Source organism: Virgibacillus sp. FSP13 (genome assembly GCF_054048505.1).
The window spans coordinates 37,457-60,294 of the sequence record NZ_JBSVKG010000004.1; the positions used below are offsets into that span (position 1 = coordinate 37,457).

General features: G+C 37.2%; 19 protein-coding genes and 2 pseudogenes. 13 read left to right on the top strand and 8 right to left on the bottom strand.

What is annotated here, in order from left to right:
* Window positions 1-5 precede the first annotated feature (5 nt).
* The 7 genes from ACW2QC_RS05215 to ACW2QC_RS05245 all read left to right on the top strand — a co-directional run bounded on the left by ACW2QC_RS05215 (window position 6) and on the right by ACW2QC_RS05245 (window position 9,922).
* The gene (locus ACW2QC_RS05215; RefSeq protein WP_457543083.1) at window positions 6-1,733 is read left to right on the top strand and encodes a hydantoinase B/oxoprolinase family protein; all 1,728 of its coding nucleotides are present in this window, start codon (window positions 6-8) and stop codon (window positions 1,731-1,733) included.
* A 20-nt stretch (window positions 1,734-1,753) separates the two neighbouring features.
* The gene (locus ACW2QC_RS05220) at window positions 1,754-2,071 is read left to right on the top strand and encodes a cupin domain-containing protein (RefSeq protein WP_457542929.1); all 318 of its coding nucleotides are present in this window, start codon (window positions 1,754-1,756) and stop codon (window positions 2,069-2,071) included.
* Between the two features lie 171 nt (window positions 2,072-2,242).
* Entirely contained in the window at window positions 2,243-3,583 is a 1,341-nt protein-coding gene (locus ACW2QC_RS05225; RefSeq protein WP_457542930.1) for a purine-cytosine permease family protein, read from the top strand.
* A gap of 182 nt (window positions 3,584-3,765) precedes the next feature.
* Window positions 3,766-5,826, top strand: a complete 2,061-nt coding sequence (locus ACW2QC_RS05230) for a hydantoinase/oxoprolinase family protein (RefSeq protein ID WP_457542931.1) — start codon at window positions 3,766-3,768, stop codon at window positions 5,824-5,826.
* A complete protein-coding gene (locus tag ACW2QC_RS05235) occupies window positions 5,816-7,507 on the top strand; it encodes a hydantoinase B/oxoprolinase family protein (protein ID WP_457542932.1) in 1,692 nt (563 codons plus the stop codon). The genes ACW2QC_RS05230 and ACW2QC_RS05235 overlap by 11 nt, the downstream gene beginning before the upstream one ends.
* A 15-nt stretch (window positions 7,508-7,522) precedes the next feature.
* Complete coding sequence (locus ACW2QC_RS05240; RefSeq protein WP_457542933.1) at window positions 7,523-8,290, top strand: IclR family transcriptional regulator; 768 nt, start codon at window positions 7,523-7,525, stop codon at window positions 8,288-8,290.
* 27 nt (window positions 8,291-8,317) lie between these two features.
* The gene (locus ACW2QC_RS05245; RefSeq protein WP_457542934.1) at window positions 8,318-9,922 is read left to right on the top strand and encodes an OPT/YSL family transporter; all 1,605 of its coding nucleotides are present in this window, start codon (window positions 8,318-8,320) and stop codon (window positions 9,920-9,922) included.
* A gap of 145 nt (window positions 9,923-10,067) precedes the next feature.
* Here ACW2QC_RS05245 and ACW2QC_RS05250 read toward each other — a convergent pair.
* Window positions 10,068-11,083 (bottom strand): annotated as a pseudogene (locus ACW2QC_RS05250) (aminopeptidase P family protein).
* A 279-nt stretch (window positions 11,084-11,362) separates the two neighbouring features.
* On the opposite strand from ACW2QC_RS05250, the pseudogene ACW2QC_RS05255 reads away from it, so the two are divergent.
* Window positions 11,363-12,192: pseudogene (locus ACW2QC_RS05255) on the top strand (proline racemase family protein); the annotation flags it as partial.
* Window positions 12,193-12,357: 165 nt separating this feature from the next.
* On the opposite strand, the gene ACW2QC_RS05260 reads toward ACW2QC_RS05255, so the two are convergent.
* The 3 genes from ACW2QC_RS05260 to ACW2QC_RS05270 form a co-directional block, all read right to left on the bottom strand.
* Complete coding sequence (locus ACW2QC_RS05260; protein WP_457543084.1) at window positions 12,358-12,603, bottom strand: EamA family transporter; 246 nt, start codon at window positions 12,601-12,603, stop codon at window positions 12,358-12,360.
* A 346-nt stretch (window positions 12,604-12,949) separates the two neighbouring features.
* Complete coding sequence (locus ACW2QC_RS05265) at window positions 12,950-13,126, bottom strand: EamA family transporter (RefSeq protein ID WP_457542935.1); 177 nt, start codon at window positions 13,124-13,126, stop codon at window positions 12,950-12,952.
* Between the two features lie 177 nt (window positions 13,127-13,303).
* Window positions 13,304-14,998, bottom strand: coding sequence for a peptide ABC transporter substrate-binding protein (locus ACW2QC_RS05270; protein ID WP_457542936.1), 1,695 nt, complete (start codon window positions 14,996-14,998; stop codon window positions 13,304-13,306).
* Window positions 14,999-15,406: 408 nt separating this feature from the next.
* Here ACW2QC_RS05270 and ACW2QC_RS05275 point away from each other — a divergent pair, with 408 nt between their 5' ends.
* Genes ACW2QC_RS05275 through ACW2QC_RS05295 form a run of 5 tightly spaced genes read left to right on the top strand, consistent with a single transcriptional unit; the run spans window position 15,407 to window position 20,490 of the window.
* Window positions 15,407-16,339, top strand: a complete 933-nt coding sequence (locus tag ACW2QC_RS05275; RefSeq protein ID WP_457542937.1) for an ABC transporter permease — start codon at window positions 15,407-15,409, stop codon at window positions 16,337-16,339.
* Window positions 16,336-17,349: an oligopeptide ABC transporter permease gene (gene opp3C / locus ACW2QC_RS05280; RefSeq protein WP_457542938.1), complete on the top strand. Its 1,014-nt coding sequence runs from the start codon at window positions 16,336-16,338 to the stop codon at window positions 17,347-17,349. Before ACW2QC_RS05275 ends, opp3C begins: the two co-directional genes overlap by 4 nt.
* Before the next feature lie 50 nt (window positions 17,350-17,399).
* Window positions 17,400-18,425: an ABC transporter ATP-binding protein gene (locus ACW2QC_RS05285; protein ID WP_457542939.1), complete on the top strand. Its 1,026-nt coding sequence runs from the start codon at window positions 17,400-17,402 to the stop codon at window positions 18,423-18,425.
* Entirely contained in the window at window positions 18,422-19,387 is a 966-nt protein-coding gene (locus tag ACW2QC_RS05290; RefSeq protein ID WP_457542940.1) for an ABC transporter ATP-binding protein, read from the top strand. Before ACW2QC_RS05285 ends, ACW2QC_RS05290 begins: the two co-directional genes overlap by 4 nt.
* A gap of 44 nt (window positions 19,388-19,431) precedes the next feature.
* Complete coding sequence (locus ACW2QC_RS05295) at window positions 19,432-20,490, top strand: M24 family metallopeptidase (protein WP_457542941.1); 1,059 nt, start codon at window positions 19,432-19,434, stop codon at window positions 20,488-20,490.
* A 71-nt stretch (window positions 20,491-20,561) separates the two neighbouring features.
* Here the strand turns inward: ACW2QC_RS05295 and ACW2QC_RS05300 are convergent, their stop codons facing one another.
* From ACW2QC_RS05300 to ACW2QC_RS05315, 4 genes are read right to left on the bottom strand one after another with little or no spacing between them, the layout of a single operon-like run.
* Window positions 20,562-20,933, bottom strand: a complete 372-nt coding sequence (locus tag ACW2QC_RS05300) for a DUF3899 domain-containing protein (protein ID WP_457542942.1) — start codon at window positions 20,931-20,933, stop codon at window positions 20,562-20,564.
* A gap of 32 nt (window positions 20,934-20,965) precedes the next feature.
* Window positions 20,966-22,201: an NAD(P)/FAD-dependent oxidoreductase gene (locus ACW2QC_RS05305; RefSeq protein ID WP_457542943.1), complete on the bottom strand. Its 1,236-nt coding sequence runs from the start codon at window positions 22,199-22,201 to the stop codon at window positions 20,966-20,968.
* Complete coding sequence (locus ACW2QC_RS05310) at window positions 22,194-22,532, bottom strand: (2Fe-2S)-binding protein (protein WP_457542944.1); 339 nt, start codon at window positions 22,530-22,532, stop codon at window positions 22,194-22,196. The genes ACW2QC_RS05305 and ACW2QC_RS05310 overlap by 8 nt, the downstream gene beginning before the upstream one ends.
* Window positions 22,529-22,798, bottom strand: a complete 270-nt coding sequence (locus ACW2QC_RS05315) for a (2Fe-2S)-binding protein (RefSeq protein ID WP_457542945.1) — start codon at window positions 22,796-22,798, stop codon at window positions 22,529-22,531. Before ACW2QC_RS05315 ends, ACW2QC_RS05310 begins: the two co-directional genes overlap by 4 nt.
* Between the last annotated feature and the right edge of the window lie 40 nt (window positions 22,799-22,838).

A 22,838-nucleotide genomic window follows, 5' to 3' on the forward strand; every position in this document is an offset into this window, starting at 1 on the left:
TGTTGATGAACGAAACAAAAGTTGATCCATTTACATTGGAAATTGTAAAAGATTCGTTGCTTGCTACTGGAGATGAAATGTTTATTGCGCTAGCGAAAACGTCGATGAGTCCAATTATATATGAGGTATTGGACTACGCTAGTGGACTAACAGACGCAAAAGGGCAATTATTGACACAGGGTAATGGTGTTACAGGATTTATCGGAATGCTTTCCTTTATGGTTAAACAAACATTGAACAAATACGGTGAAAATGATGAGCTCAAACCTGGTGATATTATTATCATCAATGACCCATACGGTGGTGGGGGTTCACACTTGTCAGATGTTGGTTTAGTAATGCCGATATTCTACGATGGGGAACTTATCGCCTTCTCTGCTAACAAAGCACACTGGACCGAGGTTGGTGGAAAAGACCCAGGTTCATTTACGAATGATTCACGGGATATTTTCCAAGAGGGGTTGCAATTCCCGTCCGTCAAGCTATACGACGGTGGCCAGTTGAACGAAGGCCTTGTTGAGATTATCCGGGCAAACGTCCGATTCCCTGATTTATCGCTTGGTGATATGTGGGCACAGGTTGCAGCGCTAAAAACAGGGGAACGACGCGTAAAGGAAATCTGTGATAAATATGGCAAAGACGTCATCCTTTCAGCAATTGAAAATCAGTTGAATCATGGTGAAACAATATCAAGACAGGAACTTACCAAATTGCCAAAGGGTACGTTTATAGCAGATGGATTTGTCGAAACGGACGGAATTGGCAATGGACCGTTCCCAATCAAAGTAGAAGTAACAATTACAGATGATGAATTTGTTTGTGACTTCAGGGGCAGCAGTCCACAAGTTCCTGGACCGGTCAATTGTTCGTTTACTGGCCTGGCATCTGCCGTACGAACGATTTTTCTAGCAATCACGAATCCAGATCAAAACGTGAATGATGGTGTGTTTAGACCATTAAAAATCATTGTAGATGATAAATCAATTATGTCGGCGGAAAGACCTGCCCCAACATCAAACTATTTTGAAACGATGCTCGGATGTACTGATTTGATCTGGAAAGCGTTAGCACCACATATTCCACATCGACTTGCGGCAGCGCACTTGTTATCTGTTTGTTCGGTTACCCTATCCGGATCACATCAAGATACGAACGAACCATTCCTAATCGTTGAGCCTTCTGTCGGTGGCTGGGGTGGAGCTGACGGCCAAGACGGAGCAAGTGGTCAATTCTGTATCTTAGATGGGGAAACGTACAATGTTCCAGTAGAGGTAGCAGAAACACGTTACGGTGTCATGCTTGATGAATATAGTTTGCGGATTGATGGTACAGGCGCTGGTGAATATATCGGGGGTAAGGGCGTCATCAGGTCCTATCGCGCGATGACAGATGGCCAAGAAGCAACGATCACCTATGGCCGTAATCAGTATCGTCTATGGGGAACTGGTGGTGGACTTGAAGGATCCGTCAATGAATTTTATATCCAAAAAGCAAATGGAGAAGTTGATGGTCCTTATGGTGTTTACCCACGTTACCAATTACAGGAAAATGATGTTCTACAACTAATGACCGCGACTGGTGGAGGTTATGGTGATCCTTTAAAACGCCCAGCTGAACAAGTTGCAAAAGATGTAAAAAATGAATACTACACGGTGGAAGAAGCAGAAACATTATTTGGTGTAAAAGTAGATCCAGCAACATTCGAATATCAAGAGCTAGAAGTTAGAAAGTAACTCGCGAAGGAGAAGACAATATGAAAGTAAATGAACGTGGTTTTGATAAAAATGGATTATTAACATTGTTTGAAGAAAAGACGGAACATGTGGATGTTCAGTTTGGAACGGTAACCATCCAACCGGGTGAACGGGTACCAAAGGAAGGTCTATCGAAACACGAAGAAAATGAATATTCCGTTATTGTGAAAGGAAAAGTGGAAGGGGAAAGTGGTGGTGAACCCTATCAAACATCAACATCCAATGCGATGCTTATCCCTGCAGGTGAAGAACATTGGGCTATTAATTCAGGAGAAGAACCATGCGAAATTGTGTGGGTGCTCGTGAAAGAAAAATAGTACAAGTAGATAGTAGAAAGGCATCGTCTTTTCTACTATCTATTATACGTTAATTTTTCTGAATATTGGGTATTTGCGGGAAGGTAAGATTGAATTTTGCTCGCTAAAGTATCAAACACGAACATCCAAGAAGTGCATAACGAATCTTAATTTAAAAAAGGAAGTGTATATATGAGTGATAAAAAAGTTAAAAGTGTAGAAAAAGATGAAGCACTTCAGGCTGTTCCGATTGATCAACGACAACATTGGCTTACCCCAGCGATGATTTTTGGTGGGCTGGAGTTTACGATTCCTGTTTTAATGGTAGGTGCAACGTTAGCAGGAAGTTATGGTCTTAGTGAGATTTTCTTTCTTCTTATCATTGCTCTTTTTGTTATCCAATGGATTGGAAATGCATTACAAGGCTACATCGGTGCTAAAACCGGTCGCTCTTCATCGGTTATCGCCCGTACTAGTTTTGGAGCGATGCAAGCACGATTTATTGTCGGCTTAACTATTTTCGTTGTTTCACTTGGTTGGTGGGCTGTTCAGACATCTGTAGCCGGAAACGCCATATCCGCAATGTTTGGTGTGGATTATACAACACAATGGGGCTTATGGGCATTAATTACGGTAATAGCAGGATTGCTGTTTGCGATTCCATCGATTATTGGTTATAGTTCGATGAAATGGACGGATTACATCGCAGTTCCAGCTGGTTTAGTTTTAATAGGAGCAGGTATTTATTTTGCGTTAAAAAATACGGGTTGGGAAACAATTTCTAATTGGAATCCAGAACCATCAATTGGTATATTAGCTGCCATTAGTCTTATTATTGGTGCTAACGTATCACAGTGGGTTATCGCATCTGACTATACTCGATATGCAAAACCAACGATTAAAGATAATGCACTCATTCCAACAGGTATTGTCCTAGTAGGTTTCCCGTTGTTTATTGTTGGGGCAGTGATGTCTGTAGGTGTAGGAGATGCGGATATCGTCAATGTAATGATGAATTTAGGATTTCCAGTTTGGGGATTTTTAATTTTATGGTTTGCTACATGGACAAGTCAATTAGTAAACAATTACAGTATGGGTCTTGCTCTTGCAAATATGTTAAATGTTAATTCGAACAAAGGAAGAGCATTTCTTACATTAGGTGGAACTATCATCGCTATTTTTGTGGCATTAGCAGGGATCCTTGATTACTTTATGGATTTCTTATATTTAACAGCGTTAGTGTACCCAGCAATCGCGGGTGTCATGATGGTTGATTTCTTCCTCATTCGAAAACGTACGTGGAGAGATAATAGTGGCTGGAATTGGATGGCAACGATTGCTTTGGTGGCTGGTACATTGTTAGGATACTTAACCCAATATGTAACGACTTTTGGATTACCAGCGGTGCAATCGCTAATTGTATCTGGCATTGTTTATTATATTGCAATGAAAATAAAAGCTAAAGTTGCACCAGATCATTTTACGGAAAAAATGGAACATGATTTTACAGAGGATGAAGTAAGCGTTCAATAAAGTATTAAATATAGAGCCCGTATAAGTAGTGTGTAATCTATTATACGGGTTTTTAGACTCTTTAGGAACACAAGTTAATATTGAATATTGTAAATTTTTCATATTCATGATAAAATATTTTTAATCAAATCTAGAACCGATGTTTCGTATATGGAACCACAAAAATGGAGGGAGTATAGTATATGAGAATTGCTACAGATATTGGGGGAACTTTTACCGATCTTTTTTATATGGATGATCAAGGAAATATGGGATTTAATAAAGCACATTCGACACCACCAAACTTTGAAAGCGGTGTCATTAATGTTATCGATAAAAGTGGGATAGATTTCGAGTCTATTGACATGTTCTTTCATGGATCTACCGTCGTTATCAACACACTTACAGAACGTAAAGGGGCAAAAGTAGGACTATTAACTACAAAAGGAACAAGAGACATATTGGAAATTGCCCGGGGAAATAGACCAGACCTATATAATTTTAAATATGAAAAACCGGAACCATTTGTTGAAAGACATTTAAGAAAAGAAGTAGAGGAAAGAATGGACTATAAAGGGAATGTGATTATTCCATTAAAAAAGCAGGATGTTATCGAGGCAATCGATTATTTTAAAAAGGAAAACGTTGAAGCTGTGGCGGTTTGTTTATTGCATTCTTATAAAAATCCAGTCCATGAACAAAACGTTGTTGATATTGTAAAAGCGGTTTGGCCGAATATCCCTGTTAGTGCGTCAAGTGACATAACAAAGGAATGGAGAGAATACGAGCGATCCAATACGACGGTGTTAAATTCATATGTTAAACCAATTTTGACCACGTATATTGATAATCTATCAAATAAATTAGATCGAAATCATGTTGATGGTGTTCGATACATCATGCAATCGAATGGTGGCGTAACTACCTTTGATAGTGCAAAAGATTTTCCAATTAATTTGGTTGAATCTGGCCCCGTTGCAGGAATATATGGGGCGGCTGTTTTAGGGGAAATGATTGGAGAAAACAATATAATAGCCTTTGATATTGGCGGTACAACGGCAAAGTGCTCCTTAATTAATGATAGTGAGGTTCGCGTTACGACAGATTATTATATCGAAAAGACGGAAAAAAATGCTGGCTATCCGATTAAAGTACCAATAGTAGATATCGTCGAAATTGGGAATGGAGGAGGCTCAATTGCATGGATCGATGAGTTAGGTTCGTTAAAAGTTGGACCACAATCAGCTGGATCAAATCCTGGACCAGTTTGTTATGGACAAGGTGGAGAACAACCAACAACGACAGATGCAAACCTATATGTTGGCAGACTTTCAGAAAAAAACTTTGATTATCAGGTAGATAAGGAAAGTGTAAGTAACGCGATTCAAGAAGTTGTTGCAGATAAATTCGACACCACGGTTGAGGAAGCGGCTTTAGGTATTATTGATATTGCGAATTCAAATATGCTCAATGCGCTGAAACTGATTTCCGTAAGAAAGGGATATAATCCGAATGACTTCACTATGATTGCATTTGGTGGTGGTGGACCAATGCATGCTTGTGAACTTGCTAGAAACTTAGGAATAAAAAAGGTTGTTGTACCTTTCTCGGCATCTGTTTTCTCGGCATGGGGAATGTTAATGACAGATATTCGCCACGATTACATTCAAACCTACTTACAAAAATTAAATAGGATTGAATATAGCGAAATTAACAACCTATGGCACAAGATGGAGCAAGAAGCGCTCAAGCAATATTCGAAAGAAAGCATAAATAGTGAGCGCGTTGTTTTCAACAAATTTATTGATCTTCGTTATGAAGGGCAAGAGCATACAGTAAAGGTACCAATTGCCAATGATTTGTGGGATGAGGACTTTATTCACAATGTAAAGGAAAAATTTCATGAATTACATAAGAGAAACTATACATTTATGTTGCCAGAATCCGAAGTGGAAATTGTAAACCTACACTTAACCGGTTTAGGTATTGTGGAAAAACATCCATTACGTAAATTGAACATGACAGATGTGAAATTAGAAGAAACCATTTCAGAATATAGAAACGTTTATTTTCGCGATAAAGGTTGGATAGATATTCCAATTCATAATCGAACATTATTAAATCCTTCCCATGTTGTCATGGGGCCAGCAATTATTGAAGAAAGTACGACATCAACTTTTATTTTGGCAAATCAAAGGGCAACAATTGATGAATTTGGAAACATCATTATTGAGATTGAGGTGGAAAAAGACGATGACAAATAATAATCCATTTATGAAGGAAGTAATAAAAGACTCATTGCTATCTACCGGAGAAGAAATGTTTGCTGCATTGGCTAGGACATCAATGAGTCCCATTATATACGAAGTGTTGGATTATGCTTGTGGATTAACCGATGCGAATGGGAATTTAGTTAGTCAAGGAAATGGGGTTACATCTTTCATTGGAATGTTAAGCCCAATGGTCAAATCAGTAATTGAAACTCATGGGGAAGACTTATATGAAGGTGACATTATAATTATCAATGATCCTTATACTGGTGGAGGTTCTCACCTTTCTGACGTTGGTCTGGTTATGCCTATTTTTTCGGAGGGAAAACTAGTTGCCTTCTCTGCAAATAAAGGACATTGGACTGAAGTCGGAGGGAAAGACCCTGGATCCTTTACGAATGATTCTACTGAGATTTATCAAGAAGGATTACAATTACCCGGGGTCAAACTATATGAAAAAGGAAAATTAAATAAAGCGGTAGAAAGGATTATTTCCGTAAATGTAAGACTACCAAAATTATCAATTGGAGATATGAGGGCTCAAGTTGCAGCACTTAAAACTGGTGGAAAACGATTTGTCGAGTTATGTAAGAATTATGGTTCCGATACGATAACTAATGTCATTGATGATTTAATTAAAAGCTCTGAGGAATATTCATCAAAGGAATTAACGCTTTTACCAAAGGGGACATTTACGGCAGAGGATTTTATCGAAGGGGATCCAAAAAAAGGGGGGCCATATCCTATCAAGGTGAAAGTAACGATAACCGAGAATGAATTTATTTGTGATTTTAGAGGATCACACCCACAAGTGGTAAATCCAGTAAACTGCTCTTATTTTGGATTGGTTGCAAGTGTAAGGGTAATGTTTTTAGCCATTCTGAGGCCGAAGATTAATATAACGGAAGGTCTTTTTAAACCATTAAAGATCATAACGGATAAACGATCCATTATTTCCGCTGAACGACCTGCACCAGTGTCCATGAATTTTGAAGCAAGGCTAGGCGGGGCAGAACTTATTTGGAAAGCACTCGCACCATTATTGTCTGATAGACTTTCAGCAGGACATTTGTTATCTGTTTGTTCTGTAACACTATCTGGTGTTCATCCTGAAACAAATGATGACTTCCTTATTGTAGAACCTTCTGTAGGTGGTTGGGGAGCAAGTGAAAACCATGACGGGCAGAGTGGCCAATTCTGTATGGGAGATGGCGAAACGTATAATGTACCAATCGAGGTTGCAGAGGTAAAATATGGCGTTAGAGTAAATGAATATCGATTTCGAAATGATAGTAGTGGTGCAGGCCAGTATATTGGGGGGAGGGGTGTCGTTAGATCTTATGAAGTTTTAAGCGATAAGCAATATCTTTCTGCAAGTTTTGGTAGACATTTATTTAAACCATGGGGAATGAACGGTGGAAAAGACGGAGAATCAAGTGTTATAAAAGTTTATAAAAATGATGGAGAAGTTATTGGACCATTTGGCGTATCCACAAGACTAGAATTAAATACCGGTGATATTGTTAAATTCGTAACGCCTTCAGGGGGAGGATTCGGTGATCCTACATTAAGAGATAAAGAAATTGTTCAAAAGGATATAAAAAATGGTTTTTTCAATAAAGATGATGCAGAAAAGATATTTGATATAACGATAGATAATAATAAGAATTTATAGAAGTGGTGGGGTTAAGTGACTTTAAAATCATTGGGGATTGCCTTAGATGTATTAAGCATGTTTACAAAACAAAATTTTAAATGGGGTTTAAGAGAGCTTGCGAAAGAAATGGATGTCAATCATACGGTTTTATACCGTATCCTAAGGACTTATGAAAATAAAGGCTTTTTGATACAAGATAGTTATACGAAAAAGTATGAACTTGGACCCAAATTTTTTGATTTGTTAACAGTTGTTAAAAATAAAGTGCATTTGTCTGATCTAGTTGTTCCGGTAATGAAGGAATTAAGTGTGGCAACAAAGGAATCGGCCTTCCTGACATGGAAAGTAGGTGATAATGGGGTAACGGTCGAAATATCAGAAAGTTTACAACATATTAAATTTGCTGTCTCAATTGGATCAAAAACCCCGCTCTATGTAGGGGCTTCTAGTAAAGTAATCATGGCCTTCTTAAATGTTAACGAACAAATGGAAATGATGAATAACGGAATAAAAAAATATACCGATAGAACATTGGTTAAGAAAGAAGAAATAGTAAATAGTTTAGAAGAAATAAAACAACAAGGGTGGAGTTATACAGAAGGTGAATTTTCAGAAGATGTTTTCGGTATTGGTGTTCCGATATTTGGAAAAGACGGAGGAATTCTTGGTTCATTAACAATCGCAGGCCCAATTTATCGTATGAATGATGATAAAAAGCAATATTTCTTACAAGAACTATTAGATAAGAAGACATTAATTGAAGATTATATTGAATTGCTAGATGTTGATGTATATAAATAATAAGGAATTATACGAGGGAGGTATACGATGGAAGAAAAAAAGTTTATCGATTTTAATCATCAAAAAGCAAGTCATCCGTCGATTAAAGATCCAACAATACTAATTGTTATTATCTTTTTGGCTGCAGTTGGAGCTATTATAGGGGTTCAGTTAATCACATCATTGGGGATCTCTGCTAATACTTCTATTGTGGGGGCGGTGTTTGCAATGATTTTAGCCCGGATACCATTACAACAATTAGTTAAATTCAAATCAGTTCATTCACAAAATTTAGTTCAGACTTCTATTTCAGCAGCTACTTTTGGTGCAGCAAGTAGTCTAATTCTTCCTATAGGAATTCCATATGTATTAGGATTAGAACAATTAATCATCCCACTTTTTATTGGTGTTATATTAGCGATGTTTGTTGATGCATTGCTATTATACAAGTTTTTTGATACAAAGGTCTTTCCAGCCAAAGAAGCTTGGCCTCCCGGAATCGCTACTGCTGAAGCAATTAAAGCTGGTGATGAGGGTGGAAAAAGGGCGAAATATCTACTTACGGGAATCGGTGTCGGTGTATTAGGTTCTATATTTAAAATACCAATGTCAGCTTTTGGGGTTGCTTTTATTGGAAATATTTGGGCACTTTCTATGTTTGGCATAGGCCTCTTGATAAGTTCATACTCTCCAACAATAATAGGGATTAATTTGGATTACTATTATGTACCACATGGATTTATGATTGGTGCAGGTATTGTTGCACTAATTCAGGTTCTGTTTATTATATTTAATAAAAGCAAAGAGGGGAGAAAAGAAAAAGGAGAAAATACTTATGCAAAAAGTACCAGTGAGATTGGTCAAGGGTTTGGTTATGGCTTTTTAGCATATGCAACAGTTTCAATTTTAGTAGCCATAATTGGTGGTCTATATACAAATATGTCACTACTAATGATAATTGGCTTTACATTATTTGCTACTCTTGCAGCATTTGCTCATGAACTTATTGTTGGTATTGCAGCAATGCATGCTGGTTGGTTTCCAGCCTTTGCAGTAGCATTAATTACGCTAATCGTAGGTATTCTAATAGGCTTCCCAATTGAAGCACTGGCTATGTTAGCTGGATTAAGTGCCTGTACAGGCGTTGCATTTGCAGATATGGGCTATGATTTGAAAACAGGGTTTATCCTAAGAGGAAATGGGAAAGACCCGGAATTCGAAAAAGTAGGACGTAAACACCAATTACTTGCAGCTGTGGTTGGATTTGCTGTCGCTTCAATCGTAGTTTTGTTAACCTTTAATCATTATTTTTCGCAAGGTTTAATTCCACCCATCAATCATGTATATGCTGCAACAATAGAGTCTGGGGTGTCCAATGACATTGCAATGCAATTAGTAATATGGGCTGTACCGGGTGCGATTTTACAACTTGTTGGGGGATCAGGTAAGCAGTTAGGAATTTTGTTTAGCACAGGTTTGTTATTAACGAATCCTTTAGCGGGATGGGCTGTTTTAGTTGGAATAATAATAAGAATAATAGTTCTCAAAAAATCTTCAAAGAATGAACAGAATATGACTATTATGGCAGCCGGAGTAATCGCTGGTGATGCAATTTATAGTTTCCTAAATTCCATTATTAAGATGGGTAAATAAAATTCAGACAAAATGCGCTTCCATCATTCTGAAATTCAGTTAACAACGGTTGTATGAAAGGGAATAAAATACGAATAGAATTGACAAAAGGTATGAAAAATAATCCCTGTCTCTTAAGAGGCAGGGATTATTTTTCATTTTCGACCTATAAAGTCTGCAATTCCCTTTGGAAAGAAGTTAACACTTCAGCTTCACCATTTTCATTAATATATGCGTTATCCTCAATCCGAACGCCACCATATTGGGGTATGTAAATTCCCAGCGCAATGGTAAACAATAATCCATATTCAGCTAGTTGATCGTTATTTTCGTGGACAGATGGTTCCTCATGAACTTCAATGCCAAGGCCATGTCCAACGCGATTGTTGAAATAACCGCTTTCCTTGATAACGCTTCTTGCAGCAATATCAAATGTTTTAAGTGGTACTCCAGCTTTTACAGCATTGAGGCCTGCTTTCGTAGATTCAAGTACTATGTTATATATTTCCTTTAGTTTATCTGTTGCTTCACCGATAATAATAAACGTTCTTGTGATATCTGAACAATACCCTTCTTTTATCCTTACCCCTATGTCGATTAATAAAAAATCACCATTTTGAAAAGTGCGGTACCTGGAGTTCCGTGTGGCAAAGCAGCTTTTTCGCCGGAAATACAATTGTCGAAAATGATGGCCCCTCAGCACCGAACTTTTTCAATGATATCAATTGCCTTTTGTGTATACACTAGCTCACTTCTTGACTTTTTCAATCGCTCTCTATTGATCAATGGTTGAATGTCTTCGTAAATAGCTTTTGGGAAAACAGATGTCAAATGCTGATGCTTGTACATGCTTACCGTTTTCATTTCAAGTCCAAAGCGAAAGATATCCCCTTAAAGGTTTCAGTTAGGTTTTGCATATGGGTCCTCTTCATCGGAAATCAGGACAATATTTTTAATGAATGATTCATTAGCAGCAATTTCCTCATCCAGTGAAGGAACGAACAGGATACAGTCGTTGTTTCGGTTATCCAAAATTAAGCCCATAAACCGTTCATGAGGGTCAGAATTAAAACCAATATAATAGAATACATTTGCTGGTGCGTTAATCATTGCTACCTCGATATCATTTTCTTCATGACGATCTTTTAGTATTTCTAATCTATTTTGGTAATCAATAGTCATTGTAAAACCTCCATTTTTTACCACCCTTATTACCATGAAAGATTTATACCGTAAACAGGGGTTTGAAAACTCTAACATGGAATGAAAATTGCAATAGAAAAGTATAAAAAATAGGGGAGGGGAGGTTTATGAATTTTGACCGATTGCTATCAAGATTTACACGTTGCAGGTGAACCATTGCGAATTATAACAGGTGGGTTGCCAGAAATTAAAGGAGATGCATAGCCAGAACGAAGGGCATATTGTATCAAACATTTGGATCATATCCGAAAAACATTAATGAATGAATCAAGGTGACACCATGGGATGTATGGATGTATCATAACTCCACCAGCTTCTGAAAATGCAGACCTTGGAGTTCTTTTTATGCATAATGAAGGTTGGAGTACGATGTGTGGTTACGGAATCATTGTTGTGGTAACGATGGTCACGGAAACTGGTAACTATGAAATGGAAGGTGAGTGGAAATTTGTTATTGATAGCCCAGCGGGAGAAGTGATTGCTTATGCCAAATGTGAAGGTTAAAAAGTTCAAGAGGTTTGGTTCGAAAATGTACCATCATTTGTGTGCAAAAAAGATTTTCCAGTAAAAATTGATCAATCATTTACAGTTCACTTTGCCTTTGGGGGGTGTTTTATGCGATTCTTGACAGTGTCAAATTAAATTTACAAGTCAATAATGAACATTTGCCAGATCTGCAGGACTGGGGCATGAAAATTAAACATTATATTGAAGAAAATTAGACATGATGCATCCACTGCAAAATGATTTAAAAGATATATATGGTGTAATTTTTTCGGATAAACCATCAGTAGAAAATGCGGATATGAAAAATGTAACGATATTTGCCGATCGTCAAATTGATCGCTCGCCAAGTGGTACAGGGACAAGTGTACGAGTGGCAACTTTATATGCGTGGGGACAGTTAGATAAAGGTGAAATTTTCTCCCATGAAAGCATTACAAATGGAGTTTTTCAGGGTGAAGTTATCGCTAATACAAAGGTTGAAAGCATACGATGTCGTTGTTCCGAGGGTTGCCGGTACTGCACGGATTACCGGGTTCCATCAGTTTGTGGTGAATTCTAGGGATGAGATGCCAGAAGGGTTTTGCTTTGAATTTGCTATAGTAGGGTTATCAGCTTTTGAAAACACCTACATAAATGAAGAATTAAAGTAATAACAAACACACTGCTCTATGAAAGATCTGTTAAAGCAGAGTGTTTTTAAATTTTATGATAGAAGTCTTCACGTAGAATCTGAACTTCAATCTGAGTTATTGCCTCATCAATTTTTTCTCACTCAGGTGATGTGTGTTTTTATAAATATACTTATCAACTATACCGGAACCTAAGAGCACACTAATTACAATAAGCACAAACGCAAGAATTTGTTCGATTGAGATTGACTCTCCTAAAAATAGCGCGGACCCCAGTAATGCAAAAAACGGTGACATGTTTAAAAAAATAGAAGTTTTTCCCGGCCCAATGTGTTGAATGGCGCGCGCAATTATAAAGAAAATGTCCGATCCCTGTTGCTAAAATTCCAGAGGCAAGAAAAACACTCCAACCTACAATGGTACCGCCTTTTAAACTTGACAGACCAGATGGCTCCATCGCTAAACTGACGAAAAAGAGCAAAAATGAGCTATCAATAACATAGAACCTGTGAGAAGACTAGCCTTCATCGTGGCCGATGCTTTCTTTATGTAAATAAAGCTTAAGGCTTGTGAGAGAACAGCAATGAATATGTATAGCTCGCCGATACCGATTTTACCAGTACTGCCTTTAAGAGCAACAATCGAAACACCAATCAAGCCGAAAAATTAGATTGCCAAAACATATAATATCTCCTTTTGTTTTGGCAATCTAATTTTTTTCTTTTCTCCATAAAATAATCCAAACAACAGGTGATGCCAAAAAGATACGCAAGGCAGTAATGGTAACAGGTGAAAATTGTTCGACAATAATTTTAATTGCAATTACGTTAAAACCCCATAAAACCATTACGAACACGATTGATGAGTAGACAACTGGCATTCTCATAAGTTGAACAAAACAGCCTAGGAGGACTGGGAAATATTCTCTATTAACTTTTATGAAACAACTAGCTTATTTACCATAAAAAGTTTATATACATGAAGCCATCCGTAAAATATAAACTTGATCTCCGGCTTTCTGCCAAAGATCAAGTTTATTTCATGATAATGCTAATTGATGAATTTAATGATTGACAATGTGTGCGTATCGGAAGTCTACAGTTGGACCGTAGTTTCTTGGAATTAAATCCGTAACATATTGTTTTTTGACATAAGCTCTAGCGCTTTGGTAAAGTGGCACAATTGATGCATCTTCTAATAGCATTTTTTCAGCTTCTTGTAAGGTCTTCCAGCGTTCCTTAGGTTTTAGTCCAAGGTTGTTCGCTTTGTCAATTAACCCGTCATATTCAGAATTTGAGAATCCTGTTCTGTTGAATGGTCCATCTGTTAACCATATATCTAAATACGTAATAGGGTCTAAATAATCTGGCAACCAGCCCCATTGGGAAATGTCATATTTTCTTTCTCCTTCGAGCTTTAGGTGCTGACCGTAAGGCTGCTTATTAATGTTAATTTTTAACCCTGGCAAATTTTCCTCCAATTGTGATTGTAGGAAAGTTGCAACTTTTTCTGTCATGTCACCTTCGTGAATCATGATATCGAGTGTAACAGAATTCTTTCCGATTTCCTCTAAGCCTTTTTGAAAAGATTTCTCCGCTTCCTCTAGAGATAAGTTATTGATATTTTGATATTTGCTTCTAAAGTCATTACCTTCACTGTCCATAGCCCAATCTTTTGGTACAATATAGCGTGCAGAGGCGGACCCATCTTGAAGTAAAGAATTCACCAATACTTCTCGGTCAAATCCATTATAAATAGCATCACGAATATTTTCGTTTTCTAAAGCCTCGTTTGCTTGATTTAATCGTAAGAATTTCATATCAGAAGTCAACTCTCCCGTATGTAATTCCTCACTACCTTTGAATTGTGTTATATATTGGGCATCAACTTCAACATAATCTAATTCGCCACTTTGAAACAGGCTTACTAACGTTGAAGTATTTTCAACGACTTTATAATTGACTTTTTCTAATGTTACATTTTCTGCATCCCAATAGTTTTCATTTTTCTCATAAACCCAACCTTCACCATGGTTCCACTCAGTCATTTTAAAGGGACCACTGTATAATATTTTATCCACTTCTGTTGCATATTCACTTCCTTGACCTTCCACAAATTCTTCATTTAGCGGATAGAATGGAGGAAATGAAAGCAAAGATACGAAGTAAGGTGTTGGTTTTTCGAGTGTAATTTTTACCGTTTGTTGATCGATCGCCTCAATTCCCAGTTTTTCTACCTGACCAAAAATGTCGCTATCTTTATTCATTATTTTGGTAGCATTTTTAATATTTGCTGATGAAAAAATAAACGCATATTCACCTGCTATATCTGGATTAACCTCCCGTTGCCATGCATAAACGAAGTCTTCCGCAGTAATTGGTTCCCCATTGGACCATTTTATACCATCACGCAAGGTAAAGGTATAAACAGTTTTATCTTCATTAACTTTCGGTTCATCTGCTGCCAAGTCAGGGACAAAGTTTCCATCTTTAGAAAATCCTATTAAACCTGAACTAATTTGATAAAGGGCATCAAATGACGGGGCATCTGATGCGTGTGCACTATCTAATGAGGTAAAGTCTGTCTTAGCATAGAGATTTAATACTTGTGAATCTGCTAGTTCGGGATCACCACTTTCAGATTGTGTATCGTTGTTGCTTTGACTCTCATTTCCTGTTTCATTACTACAAGCAGATAGCACAATGCCTGTCAACACCATGATGTGTAAAATAAACCAACCCATTTTTTTTGAAACCATCTAACTAACCTCCTTTTATTTTTCAATTATTATTTAAATGCATGAATTATGCCAAAATCGGGTAACTAGGGTACCCAATGAATAAAATATGTGCTTTTCTTTGTGGTATAAAAAAACTCTTTCTAATTACAAACAATAAGGAACTTTATTTTTTTGAATATGTAAAATATTTTATACAAATGATGTATAAAGTATTTGTAAATTAGAATTTTATTGACGATACACTTCCTTCTGTTACCTTTATCTTACCAATTAATGGGCTTTTGGGATTTGGCATAGAAATTGCATTTTAATTGAATTAAGAAAGGGGGAAACTTGCCTTAGTATATAAATAGTATGTAGAAATACAATTAATCATGGATTAGTTAATCGTTTTTATCTATAAATACATATTGCAGGGGGGATAAAATGTCTCGTTATATTTTGAAGCGCTTGGGTTACACGTTAATAACATTCTTTATTATCATGACTATTACATTTATGTCAATGAAGCTTCTTCCAGGAACACCGTTTCAAAACCAGGATAAAATGACTGCAGAACAGTTGGAATTAGTTAAAGAGCACTATAATTTGAATGAGCCTGTTATTGTTCAATACGGTTACTACATATGGAATTTTCTACATGGAGATTTAGGACTATCATTTCAGTTTAAGAATCGTGGAGTAAGTGAAATTCTTCTCAATAAAATGGGTCCATCATTGACATTGGGGATAGAGGCGCTAGTTGTCGGTGCTTTATTGGGTCTTGTATTGGGAATTATTGCCGCACTTAGGCATAACACTTTTTGGGATTTTGGATCAACTGTAATCGCTGTCCTTGGTATTTCTATTCCTTCATTTGTGTTTGCTGGTTTTCTTCAATATATTTTTGGAGTGGAATTGAGCTGGTTACCAGTAGCCTATTGGGAAGGATGGCAATATCATATCATGCCAGCATTATCACTCTCATTTGCCGTTATTGCAACCATGGCACGATATATTCGTATGGAAATGCTTGATGTAATGGGACAAGACTATATTAAAACTGCAAAGTCAAAAGGACTATTGGATCGCACTATTATTTATAAACATGCTCTTCGGAATGCATTGATTCCAGTCATAACTATTATAGGACCATTAGTAATTTCGATACTAACTGGATCATTAGTTATTGAGAAAATATTTGCAATTCCTGGAATCGGTGAACAATTTGTTCTATCAATTACAACAAATGATTATCCAATGATTATGGGAGTAACTTTGCTATATGCTGCTATGTTTATTTTCATTGTATTTGTTGTTGACATTCTTTATGTCATTATTGACCCAAGAATAAAATTGGAGGGGGGCGATGCAGGATGAGTACGGAAAATACAAATTATATAAATGAGAAATTTAAACCAGTAGTTATTGATAACGAAATACAAGAAAGTATTAACGATAAACAGAGCAGTTATTGGAAGGATGCCTTTAAAAGACTTGCTAAAAACAAAGGATCTCTATTTAGTCTAATTTGCATTATATTTTTCATCGTTATGGCATTAATCGGACCTGCGATGAACGAATATACGTATGAGGAACAGGATATGACTCGTGCATTCTTGCCCCCTAAAATTCCAATATTGGCTGATATTCACTGGTTGCCATTTGACGGTTATAAGGATGGCGTTGATTTATATGAACAAAAAGGTGTTGAAGAAAGTTTTTGGTTTGGTACTGATCAATTTGGTAGAGACCAATGGACACGTGTATGGTATGGAACAAAAATTTCATTGTTTATTGCCTTTGTGGCGGCATTAATAGACTTTCTTATTGGTGTTATTTATGGTGGGGTATCCGCGTATTTTGGTGGAAGAGTAGACAATGTTATGCAGCGATTCATTGAGATTTTAGTGGGTATTCCAAATCTGGTGTTAATTATCCTGGCGATCGTAGTTTTGAAACCTGGAATCACGTCTATTATTCTAGCTATGGTAATTTCCGGGTGGGTTGGAATGGCAAGGATTGTAAGGGGACAGGTTTTAAAACTGAAAGGAATGGAATTTATTTTAGCATCTAGAACACTAGGGGCATCCCATACAAGAATTCTTACAAAAGATTTTCTTCCAAATTCTATTTCACAGATAATTATCACAACAATGTTTACAATCCCAACTGCAATCTTTTTTGAGGCATTTTTAAGCTTTATTGGACTGGGGCTTCCAGCACCAATGGCATCTTTGGGTACTGTCATTAATGATGGATTTGAATCATTACAAATTTTTCCTTACTTGGTCGTTTTTCCAAGTATTGTAATTAGTTTATTACTTATCAGTTTTAACCTTCTTGGTGATGGTTTACGAGATGCATTGGATCCAAAAATGAAAAATTAAAGAAAAATTTATTGGTACAAATTAATACGAGACGATCAGGGGTGAATGACTTGGGAAAGGATAATTTACTAGAAGTGACCGATTTGAATGTAATCTTTGAAACAGATGGTAGAGAAGTACAAGCTGTACGTGGTGTTAATATACAATTAAAAAAAGGAGAAACCCTTGCTATTGTTGGGGAATCTGGATCAGGTAAAAGTGTTACCGCTCAAACAATTATGAAATTGATTCCCCAGCCACCTGGCAGAATTAAAGAAGGTACGATCAAATTTAATGGAGAGAACTTGGTGGAAAAGTCAGAGCATTATATGCGATCAATTCGTGGTAAAGATATTAGTATGATTTTTCAAGATCCAATGACTTCCTTGAATCCTACAATGACCATTGGTAATCAAATCGTGGAAGGACTGATTAAACACCAGGGTGTAGACAAGGAAGAGGCTATTAAACGAGCTGTAGAATTATTGAAACATGTCGGGATTGCTAATCCTGAAAGTCGGATCAAGCAGTATCCACATCAGTTCTCAGGCGGTATGCGTCAGCGTGTAATGATTGCCATAGCTCTTAGTTGCAGGCCGAAAATATTAATAGCGGACGAACCAACAACAGCCCTTGACGTAACTATTCAAGCACAAATCATGGATCTAATGAAAGATCTTCAGAATAAATTTGGTACATCTATTATTCTAATTACCCATGATCTTGGGGTTGTTGCCAATATGGCTCAGCGAGTTGCCGTAATGTATGGAGGCAAAGTAGTTGAAACGGGTACTTGTGAAGAGATTTTTTATCAGCCTAAACATCCTTATACATGGGGGTTATTACAGTCGATACCAAGACTTGAATTAGAGGATGAAGAGTTGATGGCTATAAAAGGAACACCTCCTAATTTAGCTAACCCTCCAAAAGGATGCCCGTTTGCACCTCGCTGTCCATATGTAATGGAAATATGTACAGAGGAGATGCCAGATCATCATTCAATATCGGATACTCAGGGAACAGCTTGCTGGTTATTGGACGAACGTGCACCTAATGTAGAAGCTCCTGACGTAATTAAAGTGAGGGTTGAAAAATGAACAATGAAAAGATAATTGAGATTCGTAGTCTTAAAAAGCATTTCAAAGTCGGCAGAAGATCTTTACTAAAAGCTGTGGATGGGATTAGCTTTGATATATATAAAGGGGAGACATTTGGGCTTGTAGGGGAATCTGGCTGCGGGAAGTCTACAGTTGGAAGGACGATTGTTCGTTTATATGAACCTACTGATGGGGAAGTTGTTTTTGACGGAGAAAGTATTTCAGATAAGAAGCACAAAAAGGAATTGAAAAAATTCCATCAACATCTTCAAATGATTTTCCAAGATCCGTATGCATCGTTAAATCCTAGAATGACTGTAAAAGATATTATTGGCGCGGGTATTGATATCCATGGGTCATCGGATAAAAAGCAGCGAAGTGAACAAGTGTATGAAGTGTTGGAGACGGTTGGATTAAGTAAGATGCATGCTAATAGATACCCGCATGAATTTAGTGGTGGGCAACGACAGCGTATAGGAATAGCTAGAGCACTAGTTGTAAATCCAGATTTTATTGTCGCAGACGAACCAATTTCTGCACTTGATGTTTCCATTCAAGCACAAGTTGTCAACTTGATGAAAAAGATCCAAGAAGAACGAGGATTAACATATTTATTTATTGCACATGATTTGTCGATGGTAAAACATATAAGTGATCGTATTGGTGTAATGTATTTGGGTAATATGGTAGAAGTAGCCCCTGCGAATGATTTATATGCGGATCCATTACATCCCTATACGAAGGCTCTGCTATCCGCAATTCCATTACCAGATCCAAATATTGAGAAGAGTCGAGAGCGCATTATTCTAAAGGGGGATGTGCCTAGCCCAATTTCTCCACCTAGTGGTTGTCCATTTAGAACCCGTTGTCCAGCAGCTATGGATATCTGTAGTGAGATAAAACCGGACTGGAAGGAAGTTCATAATGCTCATTGGGTATCATGCCATTTATATAATGATTAATAGTTTATGATTTCAAAACACGATAATATATAGGAGGGTTTATATTGAACAAAATAACTGAATTAAGAAAATATTTCGGGGAATACAACATTGACGGTTTATTGGTAACTGATAGCTATAATCGGCGCTATATAACTGAATTTACTGGAACAACCGGAATTGCAATCATTTCATCCAAGGATGCAAAATTTATTACTGATTTTCGTTACATGGAGCAGGCATCCGATCAAGTTAAAGGTTATGAAATTATTGAAAATAGGGCAATGTTCCAGGAAGCAGCCAAACAAGCAGCAGATATGGGAATAACAAGCCTCGGAATTGAACAGGAAAATTTAAACTTAAAGCAATATAATGAATTAATTGGGTTATTAAAAGTAGAATGTGTACCAGTATCCGGTGTAATAGAGAATTTACGAGAAATAAAATCGAAGGATGAAATTAAAAAAATAAAAACAGCTGCAAGTATATCTGATAAGGCATTTAAACATATTCTTGATTTTATTCGTCCAGGGGTTACCGAAATGGAAATTAATCATGAACTTGAATATCAAATGAGAAAAAATGGCGCAACTGCCTCTTCCTTTGACTTGATAATCGCTTCAGGGTACCGCTCAGCACTACCGCATGGTGTTGCTAGTAATAAAAAAATAGAAAAAGGAGATATGTTAACGCTAGATTTTGGCGCATTGTATGAGGGTTATTGCTCTGATATGACTAGAACTATTGCAGTGGGTGAGCCAAAACCTGAATTAAAAGAGATTTATACGATTGTTTTAGATGCACTTAATTTAGGCATTTGTGAGGTAAAGGCGGGACAATCCTGTAAGGTTGTTGATGATAGGGTTCGTGCTTTTATTACCGATAAGGGTTATGGTGATGAATTTGGACATGGTACTGGTCATTCGGTTGGCCTTGAAATTCATGAGAATCCCTACTTTTCTAGCAAATCAACAAACATTTTAAAGACTAATATGGTGATGACAGTGGAGCCGGGTATATATTTACCTGGTATTGGAGGGGTTCGAATTGAGGATGATGTTCTTGTAGCAGATGATGGGTGCGAAGTATTAACAAAGGCGTCAAAGGAATTAATTGTTTTATAAATTATAAGCGGGTCCGGCTGATATAGTGCCGGACCCGCTTATGTATGGATATTTTTATATTTTGCGCCATCTTATAAAAAGTAAATTAGATGTAAAATAATAACTATAATGAAAAGTGCAATCGTTTGAAACATAACTAATTGATAAAACAATTGATTTACCTTTTCAGAAGGTACTGTTAGTTCTTCAGAGGGAATAAAAGAATCATCATTTCTAGTTATTAATCGTCGAAATCTTCTTAAACCAAATGTCACCCCGTCAAAGAAACGATTTTTAATAATGAATAGGGATAAACAAAATGATAAATAGACTAAAAACTGATAAAATAAGATATTAAGGTAGTTAACAAATCTATAGTTTGTAGCAAATAAAAGAAACAAAATAAAACTTATAAGAATTGAAATAACAAGATATAACAACTTCTTGCTTTTAAAGATCGACATATTGAGCACCCTATTAATATATTTGATTAGCTTTAAACGTGTTTACTAGGTACATTCTTATCAGATAAAACCAAATACTCCTCCCATTGTTCCTGAACCACTTGTTTTCCTCTTTTCACCTCAGGATGAAACTGAATATAAGCACTATCTCTTGTTTGCTCAATCGCTTGAATGGACTCCCGTATTTCTCCATCTAACCCGCCAATGCCGGAGTTATGCGCTATTGACAATCCTGCTGTTACCCCTTGGGCTATCGCGACCTTGGCACCTTCAATACCAGTAATATTACCCGCGACATATAAGCCATCAAGTGTAGTTTCCATTCGTTCGTTATGTAAGGGGACATATCCGCCTAATTCTTCAACTAGATAGAAAGGACAGCCTGCCACAGAAGCTAATTCTGCTAGAGGATACAGTCCTCCTGCGATGCAGACAAAATCACAAGCTATTTTTTCCTCGCTTCCTGCAACTACTTCACCATTTGTATTGATTGTAGCTAAAGTGATGCCTTCTACCTGTTCGTCACCATAAATTTCAATGACAGCCTTTCTGAGCTGAATTGGAACATCCCACATTTTGACACCTTTTTTAGGATAAAAGGTAACCCCTAATTGTTTCATAAAGTCATTTTGCATTAATTTGCTACCATAACGGACAAATGGGGAAGGGGCCATATGGGATACGTGAAGAAGCGAATCCAATACTTCCCTAGGTTGTGCAGCATTTTCGGTCATCTGATTTAACGGTGGTAATGCGAGACAAGCTACATCTATCCCAGCCATTTTTAATTCCATAGCAATCGCAGCGGAAAGAACGTTTACCCCAATGATTATACCCCGCTCGCCAGGTTTTACCCGATGAACATTTGTCATCACTTGTGCAGCACCAACAGACATAACGCCTGGTAATGTCCAGCCTGGAACTGGTACTGGAGATTCGGCAGCCCCTGTTGCCAATAATAAATGGTTCGTGTAAAGAGGTTCTTTTTCTGTATAAACAACCCAATCATCATTTATTTTTTCTAGATTATTTACAGGTGTGTTCAATTGGAATTGAACCCCTATATCTAGCGCTTGTTGATGTAAACGGGCTGATTCGTTTATGCCATTCCACCATGATCCATTTGGTTCTTCGTATAGCTGGCCTAAAAGTCTTCCGCCTGCTTTGAGGTATTCGTCGATTACCACTACATCTAATCCTTTTTTAGCACATGTGATAGCAGCTGATAATCCAGCGGGTCCTGCACCGATAATAATCACTTCATTCATGTTCAGCCCTCCAATCCCTTACAGGCGTAGAGAGCTTTCCACCACTTGCGATTATCATTCCCTCTTGTAGTGGGGTTAGGCATGCACGAACTCCTTGTTGTCCGTTCACGGTAACCCTGCATTCAAAACAATGCCCGATATTGCAATAGATGCCACGGGGAGTCCCGTTTTCTTCATGATGGCGAAGTGTACGAATCCCATTGGCTAATAGTGCAGCAGCAATGGATTCGTTTGCCAAACCTTTATAATCTTTATTATTAAATGTAAACGTAACATAACGATTTTCTTCTAATTTTCCAAGTACAGGATGTTCTAAGATTCGCTGACTCATTGTTCCTGCCCTCCTAGATCTCCAAAACGGATTGGACGAACGGGAGGTTGATATTTTAACGTTATTTGAGTGCGGTTGTTGTTATCTAATGTTTCTGCTACTTTATTTACCATGTTCCGGCATGTTCTGCCACCACAATATCCCATTCCAGCTCTGGTACGAAGCTTTAATTCTCTTGCTGAACAATTGTACGTTTCAGCTGTTTCAACAAGCTCTTTATATGTTACTTCTTCACATCTGCAAACTATCATATCTTTTTCTGTCATTTGGATCACTCCTACTTTAGTGTCTGTATGGTTTTATATG